Consider the following 21,887-nt stretch of genomic DNA (forward strand, 5'->3'; position numbering starts at 1 on the left):
GATAACAACAAGGCCGAGCGAGCGGTAAAACCCTTTGTGATTGGTCGCAAAAATTGGATGTTCAGCGACACGCCCAAGGGCGCGACGGCCAGTGCGCAGATCTATAGCCTGGTCGAAACTGCCAAAGCCAACGGCCAAGAGCCCTATACGTGGCTGCGCCACGTACTTGAACGCCTGCCACAAGCTACTTCGGTAGAAGACTTCGAAGCCTTGCTGCCGTGGAACTGTTCCCCGACTATCTCGCGCTAAATGCACACATCGGTTTTTTGCCATGTGTGGTTTATGGGTCGCTTACGATGAAAGAGAATCCCTGCTTTAGGTAGAAATTCGAGGCTCTTGCATTATCCGGGGAGACATCCAGAAAAACGCGATCATGCCCTTTGCCGATCGCGCGAGATTTCACCGCCCCAACAAGCTGAGCTGCCACACCAGAACCACGTGCAGCGGGTTCTACCCACATTCCGATCAGGTTATAGCGATTCGCTTGACTGACTCCCGCACCTATCATCCCCACCGGTTTATCGTCCTTGATGGCCAACCAGAATTCCGGTCCGGCCGCTGACGAGGCGCGTGCTATCCACTGCTCGTCAGTGTAATGAGCGGCCGTTTGGTAACTCACTCCAAACGCTGTCGGTGTGTCCAGAAGCGCAGCAAGACGGACTTGCTTCAACAACATCCAGTCTTTGGCTTCCGTCAATCGAATGTCCATGTTCTTCCTTAACGATGGCCAAACTTTATCGTCCTATAAGCGTGCGAGGGCGGAAATGCGTTCTTGCTGCGCAATGGCTGCTGTTGGCTGTGGATTCAACCTGTCGATGCAGCAGATTGGCTAAATCTTTCAGCGGGCGTTTCGTAGTCTAGTTTTTTTTCTTGATTAGTTTAGCCAGGTAGTACTTTAGGCTTAAACGATCTTTGGGCCTTGGCTTGTAGTGGGTTTTATTTCTTTGTGCAGGATCGATCACCATGGTTCCTGCGGTGTAGTAATAAAGCGCTATGGACCTGCGCGTGATGTGCTCTGGAGTTGTTAAAGGCTCTGGGTGCCCATGATTGCTGTCTTTGTCTGTATTGAAAATGACACAGCGATTGTAAATGGGCAGGACTTTTTTAAGGCAGGTCTTCATCCCGACATCCCAAAGTTCAAGGTTGCCGCCGTATTCCTCAAGCCAGTCTTCATTTAGATAAATGATGATATTCAGTCGGCGCTCAACATTAAGTTTTTTGTTGAGTCTGAAGTCCGAGTGTACCCCCAGGAAGCCACCACTTTTCGTTTCATGCAAGCCGCCACCAGAAAAGTAGGGGTCGGGTATCAAGCCTTCAATGCCTGTGAGCTTTTCAAGAAACTGCAACATGGGGGCTGAGTTGAAGGCGTTGAAAACAGTCTTCAAAAAGGGGGGGCATTCGTTGGGACTGATTTGACGTTTTAGTTGACCTTTATAGCCGCGCTCATAGAGCATTTCATTGTTGGTGGGTTCGATCGGGAAGTGCGAGCAGATACTCGCAATCAGCTCTTCATCCAGGAAATTATCGATGACGATGTGCGGAAATGGCGTAGCCTGAATATAGCGACTGGCCAATGAAGAACCCAAGGCACTGGCGGCGTTCTGGTCGAAATCAAGCTCCGGGGAGAGGGTCATAGGTAGTGCTTGAGTGATGGGTGCCATTACCGCTCCAATAACTTGATATAAAGACTTGTGGATGACTTCAAGCAGCGTCCGGCGGACTGCTCGCTGTGTCTCTTCGTCGTTTAACTTTTGCTGCCTTCTTTTTTCAGACGCTTAAGGATATCGTTGTACATTTTGGTTCGTCTATGAGTCTTTTCATAGCCGCCAGCCGCTGCGACAGTGCCAGACTGCATGTGATCCAGATAACTGAAGATTTTACGCGGTGATAACATTTCAACGACATAGCCAAGTTCGGTCATGCGGTCTTGGAGGGTGTAGCCTGGTACGCGATCATCCATCGAAAAATGCATGTTGTGCTGTTTGATAAGTTTGCAGTTCCACAATGTACAGAAACTCTTCAAGTAGACTTCTCTGTACGGTTTTGGTTCTCTGGAACGTAATCCCATGGAGATTTTCAGATGCCTGAAATGGTGTTTGAATAGTCGTGAACTAAAGCGCCAAAGCGTTCTCGTGGTGCCGCGGTTTAATTGCTCAACACAACCGACGGCTACGACTTTTTGGTTTTTCAAGCATTTATTCAGCATCATCGGAAAAACATTTTTATCGAAAACAAATGTGTCGGTGTGCATTAGAAATAAATAATCAGTTTCAACTCGCTCCAACACCAGATCAAGTGCTTTGCCATGCGCGACATGCCCAGGTTCTGGTTCAGAAACAGAGCGCTCGATTAAATTTATCCAGTCAAGAGTTCGTAAATACTCAGTGCTTTCATCGGCGGAATAGTTGTCAACTACCCATATTGGGACGCCGTGGCTGCCGAAATGCTGGTGCAATAAGTCTAAGCATATCTTGGTGATTTCTGGTGTTTTGTAATTGACTATAACTATGCTGAAGGTTTTGGAACTGTCAGCCAGGGAACTAGTGTTATTCATCGTTCAGGCGCCCAATGATATTGCATGTTGTAGGAATAATTGAACATGTATACAGCTCTCGCTAATTTGTCTGCGCAAGATTTGCTTGACTATAAAAACACAATTTGTTAGGCCGCTTGTCAAACATAATCATAGCTTACTCTGCCTGAGGGTCCGCAGTATATGCGGACTTCATCGTATAAGGATCGGCTCTGTCGGTAAACATTCGTGACTTAATTTGTTACATGTCCCCTGCTAGCTATCTCTCATACACGCAGCCTGGCTAAGTCGCAGGCACGTAGATTACTGTCGCTGGCCAAATTAATGAGCGCCGGATCTCGTGTCGACTGTCGCCCTTTGATGACCCTGGGACCTATCTTTCATGGTTATGAGGGAAATGCACTGTGTGGAAAATTTACCGGGTTGTTATGACCGAGGCGGCGCCACAGAAAACAACCGTTGCTGTACATGCTGGCACTAACTGCGCATTGAACATTACTGATGAAACGTGCGGCCCAGTGCATCCAGGCGAACGGCGATGGGGGGCAAGCGCTGGCTGCTCAGGGCAAGGGTTTCGACATCGTCTGACGTGTTTTGCGCGATGGCCTGCACGGACTGCAAGCGCCCGACCACTTCGGGGCTTGCCGTGGATTGTTCGCGGGTGGTGGTGACAATGCGCCCATTGAGTTCATCAATATGCGAAATGTCGCTGCCCACCGCCTGCAACATCGCCGCCGCCAGTTGACTGTCTTCGACACAGCGCTCCACGCCTTCACGGCTGTCATGCATCGCCTCGACGGCTTTGCGGCTGCCTTGCTGCAAGTCCTCGATGATCGTTCTGATTTCCTTCGTGGAGAGGGCGGTGCGCTGCGCCAGACTGCGCACTTCATCGGCCACTACGGCAAAGCCTCGGCCTTGCTCACCAGCGCGAGCAGCTTCGATGGCGGCGTTGAGCGCCAGCAGGTTGGTTTGGTCAGCAATACTGCTGATGACCTCCAGGACAGTACCGATTTGCTCCGCCTGTCCCGCCAGCACCTGCACGGTTGAGTGGGTGCCTTTCAGGCGAGACGCCAACTGAGTGATTTCATGCTGCGCGCGGTTCACACTTTCCTGTCCTCGAGTGATTTGCACGCTGGCCTGGCCGGCATGTTCAACGGCATGTTCGACGTGAACGGCAATATGCCCCATCGCGTCCCCCATCCGCTGCATCGAACCCGTCATCTGGGCAATTTCCGTCAGCTGATGCTTGGCCCCTTTCTCCAGCGTATTGCTCGCCTTGGCAAGCTCCTGGCCCAGCTCACCCAAGCCGTGAGAGTCGCGAACAACCCCGTCAACCAGGGCGGTAATCTGCATCAGAAATTGATCGAAACGATCCGCCAGCGATACATGCATTGTGGCCTTGTCTCCCTTGCCAGCATCGACGGCGAGCTGGGACGTGGCCGCGAGCATCTTGTCCAGCATGTCCTGGCTCTCCACTGCCTCGGCCTGACTGTGTAGGGCCAGATAGAGCAGGGCGACCGTCTCCATGACCACATAGAAGGCGTGAACAAACACCATCGTCCACCCACCGTGATGCGCCATGACGTAGACCGGAAAACCTTGGTGTTGCAGCGCATGGAAAACCACGTGATGAACGGCGATCGTTGCAGCGGCGACCAGAATCGGTAGCCAGTCGCGATAAAAAGTCAGCACCGCCAGCAACGCGAAAATACCGAAGTGGGCTTCAATGACGCCCTCGGCCTGATTGATATGCAACGCCGCCATGACCATCAAACCAATGCCCAGGCAACACCGCATCAACCGCGTGCCGCCCATTGCGCGATAACACACCGTCAGCAGCAGGCTCGTGCCGCCACCCACCAAAAACGCCTGAATAAAGGTGTCGTGCCAGAAAGCCAGACCCAACGCGAAGAGGAACATCAGCCAGATCAGGCCCAGCAGGATTCGGTCGGCCTTGCGGTAGTGGTCAAGAAAACGAGGGGGCAAAGGCATTCACGTTTACTCCATGTAATTGAGCCGGAATAAAGCAGGTCATTTGTCGCTCGTGCTATCTCTTGACTGAACTGCAGAGTCAGGTACTCAAATCTGTAGTCGGCATGTCGAGGCATACATGAGAAACCCTGAAGAGCGTAGCCGTTTGCCATCACACCTCCCGTGTTCGACGCTGAACACCGGAAACAATGTCAGAAATAGAGGCAAGTAATGCTGAAGTGACGGGCAGTACGACAGGCTCCGTTGCAATCCGGCCGTGGGAATTTGGGTGTCGATGGGAGGAAATGGAACCCACATCACCGACAGCGTCTAAATTACAGAGAGATGTCCCGCCACCCCGAAGGAACGACTCATGCTCAGATCTCGCTCATTGATTGCAGCAATTACATGCCTTGCGCTGGTTTCCGGTTCAGTGACTGCATTGGCCGATCCTGGTAATGGAAAGGGCCAGGGAAACGGTAAGGGAAACCCGCAAAACAGCCAGGTTCATGGCAACCAGGGAGGTCAGGGAGGTCAGGGAGGCAAAGGCAAAAACTCCGGGGGCGGCGATTGGGATAATGGCCCAAGCATCAATCGCGGCAGCGTTCTTGGGATTGTTGGCGGGTATCGAGACTACTGGAGCCCCGGACCTGCATTGCCACCCGGCATTCAAAAGAACCTCGCGCGAGGTAAGCCGCTTCCTCCCGGGATTGCCAAAAAACTGGACGGCCGGTTGATCGGCAGGCTGCCTCAGTATGATGGGTATGAATGGCAGCAAGTTGGCACCGACTTGATATTGGTCGCGTTGGCAACCGGGCTTATCTACGAAGTGCTCAACGGTGCTTTTGATTAATGGGCATGATCCATATGCCCATTTGAAGGCTGTTCAGACGCGGCTGCCCATGAAATTGCCGAGTTGCTGCCGAGCAGGTGGCAACCGGCGTATCCCGCACTATTCGTCCACGCTGATGCCCGATCCCCCTAATTCGTTGGGGACGTCCTTCAGCTTGGGCAATCCATCCCTGATGCGCAGCACGGTCTCCTGATAGTGGACGTGAAGCCCTGGCGAATACGCGAGATCCGGGATGACCGCGGCATACACATCGATCAGCCCCATCCCCGGATGTTCAGTGAAGATGTGCCCGCCGCAGGTCTTGCACCACTTGCGCAAACTCTGCGGTGTCTTGTTGTAGGTGCCGATGTTGTCAGCACCTCGAGTCACTTGCACTGCGTCGGGTTTCCACAGCGTGAAGGCATTGACCGGTCCCGCTGACCAATGCCGACACGACTCGCAATGGCAGTAGCCCATTCCGACCGGCTCGCCACTGACGGTGAACTCGACTGCGCCGCAAAAACAACTGCCCTTGTAAGACCGTTCAATGCTCATGGCATGACTCCTTGATCAATGCTCAGGCGATACCGCCGGACTTCACCCGTCGATGTAGCGCACCGCTGTCGCCGGCGTGCGCCGCACCTGCAGTTCGAAAATGTCAGGGCGCGCGTAATGCCCGGTGACGTCGAGCGCCCGCCGCGCTGGCGCCACAAGTGAGACGTCGATGTCCGCATACAGAATGCCTGCCTCTTTGTGTAATGGACCGGCCACGATCCGGCCTTGAGGACTGACAACCACGGAGTCGCCGTCGTTGATCCATTCCTCTGGATCGGGAAACAGTTGCGCACGCGCCGGGAAGTCGTCGGGGATGTCACTGCCGCGCAGCACAGTACCGCTGCCGAGCACCCAACAACGGCCTTCGAGAGCAATGTGGCGCATCGTGCTGATCCAGCCATCGCCCGTGTCGTACGTGGGGGCGACGTAGATTTCCACCCCTTGGGCATACAACGAATAGCGTGCCAGCGGCATGTAGTTTTCCCAGCAGATGAGCGCACCCACGCGACCGACCGGAGTATCGACCGTACGCAACCCGCAGGCATCACCGAAGCCATGCACCATGCGCTCGGGATTGGTTGGCATCAGCTTGCGGTGTCGGTTGAGCACGGCGCCGTTCGCGCCGATAACGACTACGCTGTTATAGAGCGTGCCCCCGCCATTGCGCCGGTCGCATTCATTGATGCCGCACACGATCGTCACGGCGTGAACCCTGGCGGCCTCGCACAATTGGCTCAGGTCACCGTTGGTAATATCGACGGCGTTGGCCAGCAGCCGCGTGTGCAACTGGCCCATTACAGCCCCGTCCTTTCCAGCCGCCAGCCGCCAGATCCATGACGGGTACCCGGGAATGTACGATTCGGGCAAAACGATCAGCGAGGCTCCCGCCGCCGCTGCCTCAGCGACCGACTGCACGGCCCGGGCGATCGTCGCGCTGCGATCGAGCAGCACGGGCGGGCGCTGAATAATGGCTACCTTGGTCATGGCGTTCTCCTTTGGCGGTTAGCTTTCGAGGTTTCAGCGTGCGCGTGGCGAGGTGGCGGGGCTAGTTCAGAATCTGAAGCGTTTATAGTTGCGGAGTCCTGGCGATGGAAGAAGGCTACGGTCAGTTCTGCACAGTCGCGCGCGGTGCTGAAGCCCTCTGCGAGCGCTGGACACCCTTGGTCGTGCGCGAGTTGCTGTGCGGCAGCAAGCGCTTCAATGAACTGCACCGCGGCGTTCCACGGATGTCCACCAACCTGCTGGCACAACGTCTGCGCCATTTGGAAGAAATCGGCGTCGTGCACCGCACGGCCACCGGTAAAGTCTGGGAGTACAGCCTGACCGAGGCAGGCGAGCAATTGCGCCCCATCATCATGGCGCTAGGGCATTGGGGCGCGCGCTGGATCGGCAGTCGCCTTCGCGATGACGAACTCGACGCGGGCCTGCTCATGTGGGACGTGCGCCGGTTCGTGCGCATCGAAACGTTCCCGTCCCGACCGGTGGTCATTCAGTTCAAATTCCGCGACGCGCGGCCTGGCGAGCAAGCGTGGTGGCTCGTGGTTGAACAGGGCGTGGCAGACCTGTGCCGCGACGATCCCGGACGGGAACTGACGCTCGTTGTGGACTCCAGCGTGCGAGCGTTGACCGAGGTGTGGACGGGCGACCGCACACCTCGGGAAGTTCTGCAGTCGCGAGAGCTGCGTGTAGATGGCGCGGTGAAGGATGCGGAAAGCTTGTGGCGCTGGCTTGGCACGAGCGCGTTCGCGGGTACCCGGAGCGCTGCACGCTAGCGCTGGCAGCACCCGTCGGTCGCAGGACTTGAACTGAAAGGGGCTTAAAGCGTCATAACACTCGCGATATCAACCTTATGGAAGCCATCATGCTTTTAAAGAATAAGAGTCTCATTGCTGTAATGTCCTGCGCCCTGATGCTTGCAGCCGCCCCATTACTCCCTGCTGACCTGTCCATCATGAACTCCGCCTATGCGAAAGACGGTGGTGGTGGTGGTGGTGGTGGTGGTGGTGGTGGTGGTGGTGGTGGCGGTAACGGAGGTGGTAATGGGGGAGGCAACGGAGGTGGTAATGGCGGTGGCCACGGCGGCGGTACAGGCGGCAGTCACAGCGGTTCAGATCACTCCGGCGGCTCTACCAGTAATGGCCGCGGCAATGGACTGAGCAGCGATCATGCCGGCAAGGCTGTTCGCGACCGTGGTGAAAGCGGAAACCACTATGGCAGTGAACGCAATAGTGATCGCGGTCATGGCCAAACGACTTCAGGCATCGCCCATTCCAAAGATACTCGCGGCGTGACCAAAGCCAGTGCAATCTCGACCTCGACGCCAGGTGATCACAACGCGAAAGGTTTGAGCAAAGCCGGGACGTCGGTATCGAAAAAATCGTACTGATCAGCCATAACGGCTGATAGGGAAGTACAACAGACTCAACTGCAAAGCCTGTCGCACGCTTGAGGTCAATTGTACTTCTTCGACGGGTAGTGACCGCGCAAGCCCCCGGATTCGGCGCCTGTTTTGCAGGGCAGGGCAGGCACTACCGGGCGGGATCTGGGTTGGGGGTTGGAGCGGCTCCGGGGTTGAGGTTGTTTGCTCATTGTTTGCCTCCAGACTTTCAGGGTTTCGCGAAGGCCTCCTGGTAAAGCTTAGCTGCTTGCTGTGATGGCCTGCCTCGTTCGGCACTGGGTGGGCTGCAAGCTACCAACCCACGCAGTACGCAATCCTAAACAAAACGGGCGCCCGACAAGGCGCCCGTTTTCGTTTGTTCCGCTGCTTGCTTCCTACCGTGAAGGACCGCAATCGACTGTGGATTCAACCGGTCGATGTAACAGGTTGGCTAGCTACTTTCTTGGCAAGTTTCTTACCAAAAGCAATCCACCATTTTTCATAATAGAAGGTCGAGATATGCGCGGTGAGAAAGATTGCGGCGAACAACAAAGGGCGCTTCAGATATTTTATGACGGTGTCTCCGCTACCCAGCCAAGTATGTATTAGCAGCGGATGAACAACGTAGAGAGCGTACGAGATGGTGGCGATATAAAATAGAGCGCGATTATTCAGAAGCTGGGCAACTCGTGTCCGGCTATTGAGTAACGTGCTCCCCACCATTGCTGCGGCAAGATAGGGGCGGAAGTAGTTCATGAAGCCCGCATCGGGATGACAGGACAAGACAAATAGGAGGAATAAAAATATTTGTGTGGTCACCGTTTGTGTCGGAAGTTTCGCAAGGATGTTGCCCAGTCTATTGTTGTATATCAGTGCAAGTATGCATCCGGAAAGTATTTCATCAATACGGTAATAAGTGTTGATTGCGACATGGACATCATTCATGACTCGGTACATCGTGACGGCGATGCAGAGAAAAGGGATTAGCACTACCCACTTGTTTCTCATCAGAACTACCAGCAAAGCGATGGCGAAATAAAATTGGACCTCCATGCACAAACTCCATAGGTGGCCGTTTACATCGCCAAGCCACATAGGCGGCCAGTTGGCGATGAACAGAAAGTTTGCGATGTAGAAATCCGAAGTGCTGTTCATGACAGGTAAAGCAATGATCATGTACAACCAGGCGAGCGGCACAACCCGAAAGATTCTGCGGATTAAAAAATCAACGACGCTGCTGTTGTTGAGCAGAAAATTTGTTATCAGAAAACCCGATAGCGTAAAAAATATGGCCATTCCCATAACGCCTGCGGCGGCATTAAATTGCCAAAGCTTTGGGCCAAGTGGTAGCAGGTGGCACGCCAAGACAAGCAAGATGCTTATGCCGCGCCATCCATCAAGTACGCTGAATCGAGAGCCCGCTACGGAACTACTGTTCATATTTTCATCCCGCTCTTGGGTCGATCGAGGGTATTTGATAAAGGCAGTGCTGCGTCTGAAAACTGTCTGAATTCATATAAAAACCCAGTAGTTGCAGCGGTGAAAAATTCAAGAAATCAGACCATTTAAGCCTGTAGTCTAGGACACCTTTTGCACTTTACACTTCACGCCATGAAAAAATTTCAGTCGCGAGGAATGCGCTAAATGACTGGGTTTTGACGTTGCTTGTTTGACGTTGCTTGATAGCAGGGCGCTAAGTGAATCGCCCACTTTTGGTAGATATCCTGACCGGCGGCATTTGACCGAGGCTGTGTAAAAACGTTTTTGATCGTAATAGGTGGCTGGATTTGACACAAAAATTGCGCTCCTACGCAAATTTCAGGTCTGCTGAGTTGCCGAGTGCCAGCAATCCTAGAGCTCCACTTTGTTGTTCGCGGACTGCGTCAAAAACTCGGTGATCAGTGACGTAACCTGCTGTTGGATTACCTCGCGCGGGCGAGCATTGTCGCCATCCCCGCAAATGATGCCATCGCCAGGAATGTCCTCTTCGAGCAATGCCACTGCACCTGGTTTGCAAATCGGCAAGAAGCTGAAATGGCTGGCGTCACTGATCTCGACATAGCGGCTGGACGCTTGGGGCAGGCGTGTGGCCAGGTTGGCGGACTCCAACTGAGCAGGCAGTTCCACCGATGGTGCGCCGGCAGCGATAACTAGCACCGGCACCGGCAGTGCCGCAAGGCTCTCATCGGTCATCCCGCGCGAGAGTCCCAGGTCCAAAGAAACCACAGCGGTGACGCGTTGATCGCGCAAATCGCCGGCCAGACCAGCCTTTAATGCCGGAGTACTCTCAGGGTTGATCTTTTGATAATTGGTGCAACTGGATAACTGCGGATGGAGTTTGCAGTCACGGGCAAACAGGGCCGGGTCGAAACGAGCACCGGCGATCTCCATTGCAGTCCAGCCGCCGAGTGAATGGCCCACTACAGCAATTTGACGCTTTGCGACCACGCCAAATTTTTCAGGTTGAATGGTGACCGCCTCAATGGCCCGATGCAGGTCAATGGGCCGCTGCCATAACTGCGCCGCCGCTTGCGGGCTGCGATCATGGGTCGTGGTGCCGGGGTGGTTGACCGCTGCGACAATGTAACCCTTATGGGCCAATGCACTCGCCAACCAGTTCTGATTGTTCCAATTGCCTCTGAATCCATGGGAGAGCACCACCAATGGGTGCTCTCCAGCAGAGGGTGGCGCGTTGCGAACCGCAGAAGCACCGACAAACACCACATCGTCGCCGATCAACTGTGGGGTGACGGTCGTTGTACTGGGATACCAGACGACCATCTCCAGCGGACGCTCATTGTGTGGGTCCGGCAGGGTGGAGGATTGGAAGCCGACAGAGTTGACGTCAGCGAGAGCGCTGGTCGTCAGACAGGTTAAAAGCAGGGCGCCGTGAGCTGTTTTCAATGGGGTTGTCTTCCTTGATTTAGATAGGGGTTCAGAACCTGAAACCCACCGATAGCGTGCATCACATCTCGCAAATTATAGAAATCCAGCGCCGTGAGCAGGTGAATCTGCACCGACATTAAAGCCGATACTCCGACTGACATGCATAGTTTTCGTTATCTACATTGACCGGTCAGCAGCCATGCTTTCGGGGCAAGTCCGAAGGGCCGCTATTGGCCCAGAGTGTGTAAAAACGTCTTCGCGAACACTTGCTATGATTTCTGAGGATTTCATCACAGGGATCGCCCATGAAGCGCTTTATCCAAGGTGAACATCGAGGCCAAGGCACCTTGCTTCCCGAGAGCCTCGACGACTACGTCAGCGATACCAATCCGGTGCGCGTAGTCGACGTCTTCGTCGACGAACTCGACCTGGTCAATCTGGGTTTTGAAGGCGTCATTCCCGCCGATACTGGCCGACCTGCTTACCACCCCGCGATCTTGCTGAAGATCTACATCTACGGCTATCTCAACCGCATTCAGTCGAGCCGACGCCTGGAACGAGAAGCCCAACGCAACGTCGAGCTGATGTGGCTGACCGGGCGTTTGATGCCGGATTTCAAGACCATCGCCAACTTCCGAAAAGACAACAGCAAGGCTATTCGAGGCGTCTGTCGCCAGTTCGTCGTGCTGTGTCAGCAGTTGGGGCTGTTCGGGGAAAATCTGGTCGCCATCGATGGCAGTAAATTCAAAGCAGTCAACAACCGCGACCGCAATTTCACCAGCGCCAAACTGAAGCGGCGAATGGAAGAAATTGAATCGAGTATCAATCGGTATCTGACTGCGCTCGATACTGCCGATCGGCAAGAACCCACATCCTCTGAGCCAAAAGCCGTGCGGCTGGAAGAGAAAATCGCCAAGCTCAAAACTCAAATGAAGGAGCTTCTGGCGATCGAAATCCAGCTCAATGAATCGCCGGATAAACAGGTCTCACTGACCGATCCAGACGCCCGTTCCATGATGACGCGTGGCACGGGAATCGTCGGCTACAACGTGCAGACCGCGGTCGATACGCAGCGCCATCTGATCGTTGCGCATGAGGTGACCAACGTCGGTTCCGACCGCGATCAACTCAGCTCAATGGCCAAGCAGGCCCGCGAGGCGATGGCGTCAGAAACACTGTCGGTAGTAGCTGACCGAGGTTACTTCAAAAGCGAACAAATCCTGGCTTGTCACGATGCAGACATCACCGCTTATGTGCCCAAGCCGATGACCTCTGGAGCCAGGGCTGACGGGCGCTTCAATAACGATGCATTCATCTATGACACGGTGAAAAACGAATACATTTGTCCGGCTGGAGAAGCGCTCATTTGGCGCTATACCAACGTTGAAAAAGGCCTGAAGTTGCACCGCCACTGGAGTTCGAAATGCCRGGGCTGCGCMWTGAAAYCGCAGTGCACACCGAGCACGGAACGRCGRGTTCGACGCTGGGAGCATGAAGCCGTATTGGAGGAAATGCAGGCCCGACTGASCAACGCGCCGGAGATGATGCGAGTCCGAAAACGGACGGTTGAGCATCCCTTCGGGACGCTCAARCAATGGATGGGTGCGACGCAYTTCYTGACSCGRAAGCTKRMCRGGGTGRGYGCSGAGATGAGYTTGAAYGTGCTCGCCTACAACMTGAAACGGGTCATGAAAATCATCGGCACCCATCATTTGATGAAGGCGCTAACGGCCTAAAACCCGGCCTGTTTTTACGTCTCCCGATGATCTGGCGCGTTGCTGGGGCGGTTTAGCTCATCAGGAAGGGACATCGAGCCTTGATCAGGCTATGAATCCGGACAGCCACTCAGCCTTGAAGATCGAAACGGGATCTAGCGTTTTTACACACTCTGGGCCAAAAGCAGTCAATGGCCAAGGGGTATCGATGTACCCAGAAATCGTTGGAGGTTATTGAGTTATGTGCGGGCTCGCTCTTCATACCACTGTGTAAACGCTTCAGCGGTTATCGGACGGCACACATGAAAGCCCTGGGCCATGTCGCAACTGAATGCGCCTAAAGCACTGAAAACGTCCGCTGTTTCTACGCCTTCGGCAATGACCTTCATGCCAAGGTTGTGACCCAGATCGATGATGCTACGCACGATCAGTTCGTCAGCCTGATCGTCCTGCATGGAGAGCACGAAAGACTTATCGATCTTGAGTTCGCTGATGGGTAAGTCCTTCAACTGCGCAAGGCTGGTATAACCGGCCCCGAAATCATCGATGGCAATACGGATGCCCATCGAATGCAACTGCTTAAGAATTGTCCGAGCCAAATATGAATCAAGCATGATCGCCGACTCAGTCACTTCGATGACGAGCAGGTTTGGGTCAAGCTTATAACGTCCAAGAAGGTCAGTGATCTGAATCACCAGCTTTTCGTCCAGCAAGTTGCGCGAAGAAATGTTCACCGCTACCTGCATCCATATCCCGGCGTCTGCCCAAGTCCGCACCTGGCACAGCGCCAGATTGAGTACGTACTGTGTTAGAGAGCCAATGATCCCGGTGAGCTCGGCGAAGGGGATGAACTCATCTGGGCTAATGAGGCCGCGTACCGGGTGCCGCCAGCGCACGAGTGCTTCAACCCCCATGATTTTTCCTGTGCTCAGGCTGACCTGGGGTTGGTAATCCAAGAACAGCTCTCCACGATCCAGGCCTCGCCGCAAGTCACCGAGCATGGCGAGACGCTCCGGGGAGCGCTGATCCGCGCCAGGATCGTAAGTGAGTATGCCATTACCCTGTTTCTTGGCCTCATACATGGCAATGTCGGCGCGCTGCATGAGTGTCGAAGCATCATCGCCATGAAGGCCGGAGATGACCACACCAACGCTCGCTTCAACGTCGAGATCAATACCTTCGATTTCAAACACAGCGGTGATTGCAGCATGTAGCCGTAGCGCCGCCTTTAATGCGCCTTCCAGACCGTCTACGGAGGGTAGCAGGATGGCAAACTCGTCCCCTCCCAACCGGGCGACCGTATCAACTTCCCGTGCAACGCTTACCAGCCGCCGGCCTATCTGGTTGAGCAGAAGGTCCCCATAGTGGTGTCCCAAGGTGTCATTGACTTCTTTGAACCGGTCAAGATCAAACAGCAACAATCCTGTGATTGAGTTATGATGTCGGCCTAGGCGCAATGCCTGTTCTAAACGGTCTGCCAACAGGGTTCGATTGGCCAGCCCAGTAAGTTTGTCGTGCAGCGAAGCATGCAATGCACCTTCGCGCTGACTGTCGAGTTCGACACGCGTGCGCTGCAGCACCTTGGCAAACAGACCAACAAGAATCAGCCCGACGACAAAAACGATGGGGGTAGTATTAGCGTTGAACGACTCACGCGTACGAAGCTTTCCCAGTGACGAAATCGATTCCTGGTCATGCTCAGCCGATGCTTGCAGAACTGCCTTTTCGATTTTGTCGAACGTCGGGTCGGCCTCGTTATTGTCGATCCGACGCACTTCCGCCCGATCTCGACGATCAACTGCATCGAACAACCGCTGGATGCTCTCCAGATAGGAAGGTAACTCTGAACGCACGTCTGCGACGAGGAGGCGATCTTTTCGCGATCCGGAATGGTAAACCTGCTCTAGCGAATTCGTCAGTTCCTTCATTGCAGCATCGAAGAGACGACGAACCTCCGGGCTTGGCTCCAACTGGTATTGACGCTCCTGAGACTCTGCAGCGGAAACTGCCGTCGCCGCTGCAGAGTAGTAATCTGACAGGACACTCGATGAAATGGCCTCTCGACCCAAGTGATCCGTTGTTATAGACGACCACACCGCGAATCCACTGATTGAAAGCAACACGATAGCGAGCCCGGAACTCGCCCACTTGGAGAATACTGTTTTGCTCCAGTGTAATACCTCTGGTGCCACACTCTCCTGCCCAAAGGCAACAGTAGACTTAGGACTGATTCGCTGTGAACTGTTCATACGACAGCAGTCGCTTCAATCGAGACGGTATTCGGTCGATGATTCAATTTTCCGACCTGTCGAATATGACCGCCGCCTGAACCTCTTCCATGCTGAATATCCGGCATAGAGCGCTCCTAGCAATTATGGGTGTGGCTTTCCTGCCACATCCTAGGAGGGTAGTCGAGATTAGAAAAATAGAAGTTTATATGGTCTAAATGTCCGCTTTGGGTCCAGGCTGTGTGAAAACGTTTTGGAGCAGGTTTTACAGTCAGGTCTGGAACGAAAATCGCGTTCCTACGCAAATTTTCGGCCTGCTGAATTAACCAAACGCTGGCAGATTTTACGTAGCAACGCAGAGTTCAAAACGGCGCATGCGTTTTCACACAGCCTGGGCCGATAACAGCCTCTCGCGAAGGGCGGCAATCGACCCTCTGTCGCCTCCCCACTGATCACTCCTTTTAGGGTCTCTACTTCTAGTTAGGCCCTGTACATACAGAGAGGAGCGCGCGATGAGCAACGAACAGGTGGCACCTGAGACGAAAGGCGTTACGGTGACGTTACTGGCAACGATTGACCTGGGTCCTGAGATCGAGGGTATGGCAGGGCGCCAACTTAGAATGCGCAGGGTGACCATCGAGCCCGGAGGCGTCTTCGGGCCGATTCACAACCATATCGACAGACCCGGCACCGTCTACATTCTGCAAGGAACGATCACTGACCATCGAAATGGAGTCGCCACGGATTATGGGCCGGGAGTGGGCTGGCCCGAGGACAGGAACACCACACACTGGCTTGAGAACAGAGGCACGATTGCGGCGGTGGAGATCTCGGTCGATATTGTCAGGCAAGAGTAAGCACGGGACCAAAAGGGGACGGACGTATTTTGTAGTCGTGTCCCCTGGTCTCACTTGAACTGAGCAATCAGCCAATCCTTCAAGCGCCCACACGCCGGGTCCTCTGCCTTCTTCTCATTGATCATCAAATACTGAACCGCCTCCCTGAGCGTCAGCTCCTCCGGCACCGGCCGAACCAGGCGCCCCTGCTGTACCAGATGTCTCACCAAATGATCCCAGCCCAAGGCGAGCCCCTGATCATCCAGCGCCATTTGCACGAGAAGGCTGTAGTCGTTGCTGCTGAAATAGTTCGGGTTTTCCGAGGCCGGGATCTGTAAGTCATGGGACTGGAAAGCGAACCACACATTCCAGTCGACCTGTTCTGACAGCTGGGAACGGCCATAAGGATTCAGGTCCAGCAGGACGCTGTTGCGCATGCCCTCCAGGGTGCTCAGTTCTGGATGAGCCTCCAGATAGCGAGGTGTGCACACGGGATAGACGACTTCATGAAACAAGGGTATTCGCAGATAGTCGGGGCGCAGATCACTGTTCTTGGTGATGAAGATATCTGGATTAATCCCGGGCTCCATCACCAGAAAGTGCTGGGTGGTGATGACATTCAGGTCGACATCGGGGTTGGCGCTGAAGAAGTCTTTCAGTCGGTGGGATAGCCAAAGCGCCGATAAGGCGGGTGAGCAGCAAAGGGTCAGGGGGCGCTTGTCGCTTTTTTCCCGGCGGATTCTTTCGGTTGCTTGAAAGATGTTGAGCAGGGACAGTTGTGCAGCGTCGAAGAGTGCGGTGCCCGACGCTGTCAGCCTGACTTCCCTCCCGGTACGGGTGAACAACTCCGTCCCCAAGTAGAGTTCAAGATCGCGAATCTGACGGCTGATGGCCGCCTGGGTGACGCACAACGCCTCGGCGGCCCGGGTAAAGTTCCGATACTTGGCGGCGGCCACGAAGGATCTCATGGCCTTGAAGGACGGCATTGAGAGCAGGGCCTGATCAGGCTGGGAGCTTTTAGCCATAACAAAAACTACCTGTATTCTCGAAAAAAAGTCGGTTCTGCCCATCGGGCTACGGGTCCACACTCTACCGCACGATGGGCTGCGGACCACGGGCCAGTCAACGGTCGATCAAACCCGCGCCGCGAACACAAAAACAAGGAGACGAAATGCCGTACCAATCAGGAAGGGAAGCGTTCATGCAAGGTGTCCGGGCGCTCATTCCATTGAGTCCCGGAGTCGTTCCTTTCGGCTTGTTGACGGGGGTCATGGCGATCAACATGGGCATGTCGCCCGGCACGACCATGGGCATGACGCTGCTGTTCTACTCTGGGTCCGCTCAGATGGTTGCGCTGCAACTGCTCCATACGGGCGTTGTGCCGCTGGCGATTGTGGTGACCGCCCTGGTCATCAACTTGCGCTTCATCATGTACAGCGCGTCACTGGCCCCCCATCTGCACCACTTGCCCCGGCGCTGGACCTGGCCGGTTTCCTACATGCTTTCTGACCAGTCCTACGCACTGTTCAGTCTCAAGCTTTCCTCTGGCGAACTGGGTCAATTCGCTCACCACTACTATGCCGGCACCGCCGCTGCCATGTGGCTGACCTGGCAATTGTCGGTAATGGCGGGCATCTACCTGGGCGCAAGCATCCCCGAAACCTGGTCATTGAGCTTTGCCATACCGCTTTCGTTTCTGGCGCTACTGGTTCCCGGCATACGCAGCGCGGCGAGCTTGGCCGCCGCCTCGGTCGGCGGGTTGCTCGCCGTGGTTGCGGTGAATATGCCCTACAACCTTGGACTGGTAACCGCTTCCATCGGCGGTGTCATGGCGGGTCTGTTGATCGAGAGTATTCGCAAGCGCCCATTGAGCGATGCGCTGACCCATGACGTCGAGAGGGAGACGCCATGAGTGATCTAGCCTTGTGGGGGATGTTCCTGGCGGTCGGTTTGGGAACCTTCGCCATGCGTCTTTCCTTTGTCGAACTGTATGGCCGGTTGCGCATCCCGTCAGTGCTGAGTCGGGCCTTGCTTTACGTACCGGCGAGTGTGCTGGCGGCCCTTGTACTGCCCGCCGTGGTGTACCCCAACGGGCAGGGTGAATTCGTGTTGAATAACCCTCAGATACCCGCCGCCATTATTGCGGCCTGGGTCGCTTGGCAGACTCGCAATACGCTCCTGACGCTGGCGGTCGGGATGGGAGGGCTGTGGCTATTCAAGTTTTTCGGTTTGTAATGAATCGATGTGCAGCCGGGGGGCCGGAAGCGTCAGCGACAAACTGTCTGCCAGGCGCCTGGCCTGCAGAGTCGCGTCCTCACGCGCGCGCCGATCAACGTCTTCCCCCAGGATGGTTTTCTCCACAATCACCGAATGCACATCCGTGACGCCGATAAATTTCAGCCAGGCTTCCACGTAGGGCTTCTGGAAGTCGAAGCGCTCCGCCGGTGTGCTCGATTGCGCGGAAAAATCCAGGCCGCGGGCGTACATCACCACGGCGAGTTTGTTGTGCAGCATGCCTTCCAGACCGCGTTCCGGGTCAACGCTGAACAGGATGTCTTTCTGCGAAACCAGGTCGATGAAGTGCTTGAGTTTGTACGGGATGCTGAAATTCCACAGCGGTACGGACATCACGAGTACATCCGCGCGGTGCAGGTGACTGGCCAACTCTTTTAACGTGTTCCAGGCGTCTTGTTGTGCGGGGGTCAACGGGGTGCCATTGAGCCCGGCGTATTTGGCCTCCATGGCCAGATCATCGAATTCCGGCAGCGCCAGGTTCCAGAGGTCGAGGGTGATGATTTCGGTGTCCGGGTTGTTGGCTTGATAACGCGCAATGAAGCTGCGTGCGACTTCAAGGGAAGCCGAACGCTGCTTGCGGGGAGAACACTGAATATGGAGAAGAGTCGTCATGGCACACCTCGAATGATGGGGGGCAGGGCAGGTGGGAGCATTGCAACATAGTTGGATTTGAAATATAAATCGTAAATTCATACTCAATTGATCACGTATAAAACTATGTTCGATGCTCTGCTGCTCAAGACATTTGTCACCGTCGTCGATGAAGACGGCTTCAGCCGTGCAGCCGAGAAGCTGCACCTGACTCAGTCGGCGGTCAGTGGCCACGTGCGGCGATTGGAAGAACAGATTGGTAAACCCCTGCTGACGCGCACCACCCGTTCCCAACAACTGACGGCCGATGGCGAACGCCTGGTCTCTTATGCGCGCACGATCCTTGCGCTGAACCGTGATGCCTGGACAGACCTGACACGCACGCCGTTTCACGGGCGACTGCGGATCGGGGTGTCCGAAGATTTTGTCGAGTCTCGATTACTGCGCACGGTTCAGGATTTCGCAGCGCAGTACCCCGGCATGAAGATCGAGGTGCAGGTGAACATTCCGGGTACGTTACTGGCGCTGATGAAGCAAGGGCATCTGGAGGTGGTCATCGGTTCGCTGTGCGAAACCAGCGAAGCGGGGCTGTTGCTATGGCAAGAACCGCTGGTGTGGGCTTGGTCGGCGCAACCCGTCACCCAATTACCGACGCCGCTGCCGCTGGCCCTGTTCCCCGAACCGTGCCCTTATCGCGAAGCCGCGCTGACGAGGCTGGCGCAGGCGGGGATCGCCCAACGCACGGCGATGTTGTGCAGCAGCACCGCCGGGTTGCGGGCGGCAGCCCTGGCAGGCTTCGCAGTAGCGCCCATGCCACTCAGTCAGTTGGGGCAAGGATTGGCGGTTATTGGGGGAGAGCAAGGGTTGCCGGATTTGCCGGATGCGCAATGTCGGCTGTTCACCTCGCCTGATGCGGATCAGGCGATAGTGGCAGCGGTCACTCAGCTCATTGTGGAGTATTGCGCCACGCGCAGGGCCTGATTGTCATTTCAAGGGCCTGCTTGAACGTCTTGGGTAGCGACCTCACTACGAGGCAGTGACTGCGAGCCGCCTCATTCACTATTAGGTGGTGTGGCGTGCGAAAAAGGCCGGAACTGTCTGGGCTCAACGTCCATATTCAACATAGGGGCCTAAAGAGAAATCCTGCGTATCCCAGTTGATTTGATAAATCACTTCTTTCCTTGGCTTAATGTTGGCCACAACAGTTTTGATCGCGACACCCGCACATAATCCAGACTCGGCGAGCCCGGTGCCGAGGCTCACTTCACCGGCAGGCAAAACGAAAGATGCCTTCTGACCGGGACCTATCTTGGCTGCGCGCTGACCATCAATGTAGAACACGGCGTCACATCCCGAACCGACAAACCCGTCATCACGGAAAATGGTCAGGCGTCCCGGATCTTCCGTACCCTGGCTTTTGATCGCGTACATCTCACTGGCCGGCACTGGCCGCGCTTCAGAAACCCGCATAGGTGACGTTGCGCACCCGCCCAAGGCCAGCAAGAGCGCCCCCGTTGCGATAATCCTTCGCATCATTTTTCCCTCCTGAAAAAGAGCGAATGTGTCAGAGCGACATACTGCTTTGCTTCATAACGCCATTCGCCAAAAACACTTTAAATAGATCTTTCACCTCTAATCCTAGTCACCTTTTATCTCGGCGGTTATTGGGGTAGAGCAAGGGTTGCCGGATTTGCCGGATGCGCAATGTCGGCTGTTCGCCTCGCTTGACGCGGATCAGGCGATTGGTGGCTACGGTCACTCAGCTAATTGTGGAGTATTGCTTTCAGCGGAGGGCCTGATTGTCATTTCAAGGGCGTGCTTGAACGTCTCGGGTACGCGGTCTTTGCCTTCCTGAGGGAAGGTCAGCCGTCTGTTGGATGGTGGGGAACCACTTTGATCATGGGCACAAAAAAGGGCGCCTTGATGGCGCCCGCTTTCATTTAATTGACCGTACATAGCGGTTATTACCGTATGAGAGCCTTCACATTTTATTTCACATACTGACTTGAGGAAGAGGCGCTAATTTCCTGGCCTCCAGAGGTTTTGTAGGCGCTTAAAACAAAATTACCTTCACATTTTATTTCACATATTTTTGTGAAGTGGTTTCGGTCAATTGGGGTCACGAAAGGATCCGTCAGCCGCGTTCATGCACAGACCACAACTGCAAAAAAATGGGCGCCCATTGAGGCAATGCCGATCAGTCAAGCAACGACACAATCCGTAGCAGCTGGCGAAGCCTGCGTTCGGCTGCGAAGCAGTCGTGAAATCAGACAATGCGGTGTTTCAGGAAGACCGCAAACTCAGGTTTCACGACTGCTCCGCAGCCGAACGCAGGCTTCGCCAGCTGCTACAAATACCATTGCGGCTTAACTAATCGGCATTACCCATTAAGGCGCCCGTTTCTACTTACTCCTTCACCTCCGCCCGTAAGCGTCGACCGATCACGTCCATCAAGTCACAGCCGTCGCGTAACGGAATGGCCAGCAGTTTGGAGAAGTCCGACAGAACTACCGTGTCGCAACCGAGTTCGCCGCGGTAGGCGATGTTCTCCAGCACCTGCGTGACCGTGCGGATGCGGTAATCGGCCATGGCTTGCAGGACGTCGAGTGGGGCTTGGGTGTCGATGAGCAGGGAGGCCGGGACCAGGTCGATTCCGGTGAGGGGCATGTATCTTTCCATAGGTGAAACTCCGAATCAGATTTGTGGGGACCGATTCGATCAGCAGGTCGCCAAACCTGGTCGCTTTTTGGGTGACGGGGTGACTGTAGATTTCATCGCTCATGGGAGATAGGAGCGATTTCCGAAGATGCTGTAGGACCAGTATGGAAAACAGGTGTGATGCTGGAGATCTTTTAACTCTCAAAAAATGCAGCGTCGCGTGGTTGAGACGCTGCTCCCGATGGGAAACGGATACGAGGCCTTTTAATTGACAAACCCGGCGTGAGAAGATCGGAAGAATCCAAGGCTTAACCATTTCTTGTTGCAAGCGCATAAATAGAATGGTTTTGTTGTTTCTGGACCGCAACAGAAAAAGTCGAGACCGCAATCTTTAGCACACTCAAGCAATA

At 54.9% G+C, this 21,887-nt stretch carries 22 protein-coding genes and 1 pseudogene; 10 read left to right on the top strand and 13 right to left on the bottom strand.

Annotation, left to right across the window (positions count from 1 at the left end; translation table 11 throughout):
• A partial coding sequence (locus tag EAH74_RS29425; protein ID WP_140683574.1) for a transposase domain-containing protein occupies positions 1 to 249 on the top strand: 249 nt, incomplete at its 5' end.
• 31 nt (positions 250 to 280) lie between these two features.
• Here EAH74_RS29425 and EAH74_RS29430 read toward each other — a convergent pair.
• The 4 genes from EAH74_RS29430 to EAH74_RS29450 all read right to left on the bottom strand — a co-directional run bounded on the left by EAH74_RS29430 (position 281) and on the right by EAH74_RS29450 (position 4,525).
• Positions 281 to 709, bottom strand: coding sequence for a GNAT family N-acetyltransferase (locus EAH74_RS29430; RefSeq protein WP_193560155.1), 429 nt, complete (start codon positions 707 to 709; stop codon positions 281 to 283).
• Positions 710 to 857: 148 nt separating this feature from the next.
• Positions 858 to 1,661: a 2OG-Fe(II) oxygenase gene (locus tag EAH74_RS29435; protein WP_140683577.1), complete on the bottom strand. Its 804-nt coding sequence runs from the start codon at positions 1,659 to 1,661 to the stop codon at positions 858 to 860.
• Positions 1,662 to 1,744: 83 nt separating this feature from the next.
• The gene (locus EAH74_RS29440) at positions 1,745 to 2,554 is read right to left on the bottom strand and encodes a glycosyltransferase (protein WP_140683579.1); all 810 of its coding nucleotides are present in this window, start codon (positions 2,552 to 2,554) and stop codon (positions 1,745 to 1,747) included.
• Between the two features lie 474 nt (positions 2,555 to 3,028).
• Entirely contained in the window at positions 3,029 to 4,525 is a 1,497-nt protein-coding gene (locus EAH74_RS29450) for a methyl-accepting chemotaxis protein (protein ID WP_140683582.1), read from the bottom strand.
• A gap of 352 nt (positions 4,526 to 4,877) precedes the next feature.
• On the opposite strand from EAH74_RS29450, the gene EAH74_RS29455 reads away from it, so the two are divergent.
• Complete coding sequence (locus EAH74_RS29455; protein ID WP_140683585.1) at positions 4,878 to 5,357, top strand: anti-virulence regulator CigR family protein; 480 nt, start codon at positions 4,878 to 4,880, stop codon at positions 5,355 to 5,357.
• Between the two features lie 99 nt (positions 5,358 to 5,456).
• On the opposite strand, the gene EAH74_RS29460 is transcribed toward EAH74_RS29455, so the two are convergent.
• Both EAH74_RS29460 and EAH74_RS29465 read right to left on the bottom strand, forming a co-directional pair.
• Positions 5,457 to 5,891: a GFA family protein gene (locus EAH74_RS29460; RefSeq protein ID WP_140683588.1), complete on the bottom strand. Its 435-nt coding sequence runs from the start codon at positions 5,889 to 5,891 to the stop codon at positions 5,457 to 5,459.
• A 42-nt stretch (positions 5,892 to 5,933) separates the two neighbouring features.
• Positions 5,934 to 6,875: a carbon-nitrogen hydrolase family protein gene (locus EAH74_RS29465; RefSeq protein ID WP_140683591.1), complete on the bottom strand. Its 942-nt coding sequence runs from the start codon at positions 6,873 to 6,875 to the stop codon at positions 5,934 to 5,936.
• Positions 6,876 to 6,979: 104 nt separating this feature from the next.
• Here EAH74_RS29465 and EAH74_RS29470 point away from each other — a divergent pair, with 104 nt between their 5' ends.
• Both EAH74_RS29470 and EAH74_RS29475 read left to right on the top strand, forming a co-directional pair.
• On the top strand, positions 6,980 to 7,663 hold the full coding sequence (locus EAH74_RS29470; RefSeq protein WP_140683593.1) for a winged helix-turn-helix transcriptional regulator: 684 nt from the start codon (positions 6,980 to 6,982) through the stop codon (positions 7,661 to 7,663).
• Between the two features lie 89 nt (positions 7,664 to 7,752).
• A complete protein-coding gene (locus EAH74_RS29475) occupies positions 7,753 to 8,277 on the top strand; it encodes a hypothetical protein (protein ID WP_193560156.1) in 525 nt (174 codons plus the stop codon).
• A 417-nt stretch (positions 8,278 to 8,694) separates the two neighbouring features.
• On the opposite strand, the gene EAH74_RS29480 is transcribed toward EAH74_RS29475, so the two are convergent.
• The gene (locus EAH74_RS29480) at positions 8,695 to 9,708 is read right to left on the bottom strand and encodes an acyltransferase family protein (protein ID WP_140683597.1); all 1,014 of its coding nucleotides are present in this window, start codon (positions 9,706 to 9,708) and stop codon (positions 8,695 to 8,697) included.
• A 411-nt stretch (positions 9,709 to 10,119) separates the two neighbouring features.
• Positions 10,120 to 11,172, bottom strand: a complete 1,053-nt coding sequence (locus EAH74_RS29485; RefSeq protein WP_140683599.1) for an alpha/beta hydrolase family protein — start codon at positions 11,170 to 11,172, stop codon at positions 10,120 to 10,122.
• Positions 11,173 to 11,459: 287 nt separating this feature from the next.
• Between EAH74_RS29485 and EAH74_RS29490 the strand changes: the two genes are divergently transcribed.
• Complete coding sequence (locus EAH74_RS29490) at positions 11,460 to 12,890, top strand: IS1182 family transposase (protein ID WP_140683601.1); 1,431 nt, start codon at positions 11,460 to 11,462, stop codon at positions 12,888 to 12,890.
• Positions 12,891 to 13,108: 218 nt separating this feature from the next.
• On the opposite strand, the gene EAH74_RS29495 is transcribed toward EAH74_RS29490, so the two are convergent.
• On the bottom strand, positions 13,109 to 15,118 hold the full coding sequence (locus tag EAH74_RS29495; RefSeq protein ID WP_140683603.1) for a putative bifunctional diguanylate cyclase/phosphodiesterase: 2,010 nt from the start codon (positions 15,116 to 15,118) through the stop codon (positions 13,109 to 13,111).
• Between the two features lie 491 nt (positions 15,119 to 15,609).
• Between EAH74_RS29495 and EAH74_RS29500 the strand changes: the two genes are divergently transcribed.
• The gene (locus EAH74_RS29500; protein WP_140683607.1) at positions 15,610 to 15,954 is read left to right on the top strand and encodes a cupin domain-containing protein; all 345 of its coding nucleotides are present in this window, start codon (positions 15,610 to 15,612) and stop codon (positions 15,952 to 15,954) included.
• Between the two features lie 50 nt (positions 15,955 to 16,004).
• Here the strand turns inward: EAH74_RS29500 and EAH74_RS29505 are convergent, their stop codons facing one another.
• Positions 16,005 to 16,958 carry a LysR family transcriptional regulator gene (locus tag EAH74_RS29505; protein ID WP_193560157.1) on the bottom strand — a complete coding sequence of 318 codons (954 nt, stop codon included), beginning with the start codon at positions 16,956 to 16,958 and terminating at the stop codon, positions 16,005 to 16,007.
• Between the two features lie 146 nt (positions 16,959 to 17,104).
• Here EAH74_RS29505 and EAH74_RS29510 point away from each other — a divergent pair, with 146 nt between their 5' ends.
• Positions 17,105 to 17,845 (top strand): AzlC family ABC transporter permease, encoded by a 741-nt coding sequence (locus tag EAH74_RS29510; protein ID WP_140683611.1) that lies wholly within the window; start codon positions 17,105 to 17,107, stop codon positions 17,843 to 17,845.
• Positions 17,842 to 18,168: an AzlD domain-containing protein gene (locus tag EAH74_RS29515; RefSeq protein ID WP_140683614.1), complete on the top strand. Its 327-nt coding sequence runs from the start codon at positions 17,842 to 17,844 to the stop codon at positions 18,166 to 18,168. The genes EAH74_RS29510 and EAH74_RS29515 overlap by 4 nt, the downstream gene beginning before the upstream one ends.
• Here EAH74_RS29515 and EAH74_RS29520 read toward each other — a convergent pair.
• Positions 18,145 to 18,840, bottom strand: coding sequence for an FMN-dependent NADH-azoreductase (locus tag EAH74_RS29520; protein WP_140683617.1), 696 nt, complete (start codon positions 18,838 to 18,840; stop codon positions 18,145 to 18,147). The two genes, EAH74_RS29515 and EAH74_RS29520, sit on opposite strands and share 24 nt — an antisense overlap.
• 105 nt (positions 18,841 to 18,945) lie before the next feature.
• Here EAH74_RS29520 and EAH74_RS29525 point away from each other — a divergent pair, with 105 nt between their 5' ends.
• Positions 18,946 to 19,800, top strand: coding sequence for a LysR substrate-binding domain-containing protein (locus EAH74_RS29525; protein WP_140683620.1), 855 nt, complete (start codon positions 18,946 to 18,948; stop codon positions 19,798 to 19,800).
• A gap of 123 nt (positions 19,801 to 19,923) precedes the next feature.
• Here the strand turns inward: EAH74_RS29525 and EAH74_RS29530 are convergent, their stop codons facing one another.
• Positions 19,924 to 20,355, bottom strand: coding sequence for a hypothetical protein (locus tag EAH74_RS29530; protein WP_345789621.1), 432 nt, complete (start codon positions 20,353 to 20,355; stop codon positions 19,924 to 19,926).
• A gap of 121 nt (positions 20,356 to 20,476) precedes the next feature.
• Between EAH74_RS29530 and EAH74_RS33500 the strand changes: the two are divergent.
• Positions 20,477 to 20,618 (top strand): annotated as a pseudogene (locus EAH74_RS33500) (LysR family transcriptional regulator); the annotation flags it as partial.
• A 607-nt stretch (positions 20,619 to 21,225) separates the two neighbouring features.
• Here the strand turns inward: EAH74_RS33500 and EAH74_RS29540 are convergent.
• Positions 21,226 to 21,498 carry a hypothetical protein gene (locus EAH74_RS29540; RefSeq protein WP_140683622.1) on the bottom strand — a complete coding sequence of 91 codons (273 nt, stop codon included), beginning with the start codon at positions 21,496 to 21,498 and terminating at the stop codon, positions 21,226 to 21,228.
• Between the last annotated feature and the right edge of the window lie 389 nt (positions 21,499 to 21,887).

This window comes from Pseudomonas mandelii (genome assembly GCF_006438925.1).
Taxonomy (GTDB): Bacteria; Pseudomonadota; Gammaproteobacteria; order Pseudomonadales; family Pseudomonadaceae; genus Aquipseudomonas; species Aquipseudomonas mandelii_C.

Excerpts from the sequence above, each read along its gene's own strand:
- EAH74_RS29435 (WP_140683577.1), bottom strand. The coding sequence starts at position 1,661 with ATGGCACCCATCACTCAAGCACTACCTATGACCCTCTCCCCGGAGCTT.
- EAH74_RS29500 (WP_140683607.1), top strand. The coding sequence starts at position 15,610 with ATGAGCAACGAACAGGTGGCACCTGAGACGAAAGGCGTTACGGTGACG.
- EAH74_RS29530 (WP_345789621.1), bottom strand. The coding sequence starts at position 20,355 with ATGATGCGAAGGATTATCGCAACGGGGGCGCTCTTGCTGGCCTTGGGC.
- EAH74_RS29465 (WP_140683591.1), bottom strand. The coding sequence starts at position 6,875 with ATGACCAAGGTAGCCATTATTCAGCGCCCGCCCGTGCTGCTCGATCGC.
- EAH74_RS29525 (WP_140683620.1), top strand. The coding sequence starts at position 18,946 with ATGTTCGATGCTCTGCTGCTCAAGACATTTGTCACCGTCGTCGATGAA.
- EAH74_RS29510 (WP_140683611.1), top strand. The coding sequence starts at position 17,105 with ATGCCGTACCAATCAGGAAGGGAAGCGTTCATGCAAGGTGTCCGGGCG.
- EAH74_RS29540 (WP_140683622.1), bottom strand. The coding sequence starts at position 21,498 with ATGGAAAGATACATGCCCCTCACCGGAATCGACCTGGTCCCGGCCTCC.
- EAH74_RS29505 (WP_193560157.1), bottom strand. The coding sequence starts at position 16,958 with ATGGCTAAAAGCTCCCAGCCTGATCAGGCCCTGCTCTCAATGCCGTCC.
- EAH74_RS29460 (WP_140683588.1), bottom strand. The coding sequence starts at position 5,891 with ATGAGCATTGAACGGTCTTACAAGGGCAGTTGTTTTTGCGGCGCAGTC.
- EAH74_RS29450 (WP_140683582.1), bottom strand. The coding sequence starts at position 4,525 with ATGCCTTTGCCCCCTCGTTTTCTTGACCACTACCGCAAGGCCGACCGA.
- EAH74_RS29440 (WP_140683579.1), bottom strand. The coding sequence starts at position 2,554 with ATGAATAACACTAGTTCCCTGGCTGACAGTTCCAAAACCTTCAGCATA.
- EAH74_RS29475 (WP_193560156.1), top strand. The coding sequence starts at position 7,753 with ATGCTTTTAAAGAATAAGAGTCTCATTGCTGTAATGTCCTGCGCCCTG.
- EAH74_RS29520 (WP_140683617.1), bottom strand. The coding sequence starts at position 18,840 with ATGACGACTCTTCTCCATATTCAGTGTTCTCCCCGCAAGCAGCGTTCG.
- EAH74_RS29480 (WP_140683597.1), bottom strand. The coding sequence starts at position 9,708 with ATGAACAGTAGTTCCGTAGCGGGCTCTCGATTCAGCGTACTTGATGGA.
- EAH74_RS29455 (WP_140683585.1), top strand. The coding sequence starts at position 4,878 with ATGCTCAGATCTCGCTCATTGATTGCAGCAATTACATGCCTTGCGCTG.
- EAH74_RS29430 (WP_193560155.1), bottom strand. The coding sequence starts at position 709 with ATGGACATTCGATTGACGGAAGCCAAAGACTGGATGTTGTTGAAGCAA.
- EAH74_RS29515 (WP_140683614.1), top strand. The coding sequence starts at position 17,842 with ATGAGTGATCTAGCCTTGTGGGGGATGTTCCTGGCGGTCGGTTTGGGA.
- EAH74_RS29495 (WP_140683603.1), bottom strand. The coding sequence starts at position 15,118 with ATGAACAGTTCACAGCGAATCAGTCCTAAGTCTACTGTTGCCTTTGGG.
- EAH74_RS29470 (WP_140683593.1), top strand. The coding sequence starts at position 6,980 with ATGGAAGAAGGCTACGGTCAGTTCTGCACAGTCGCGCGCGGTGCTGAA.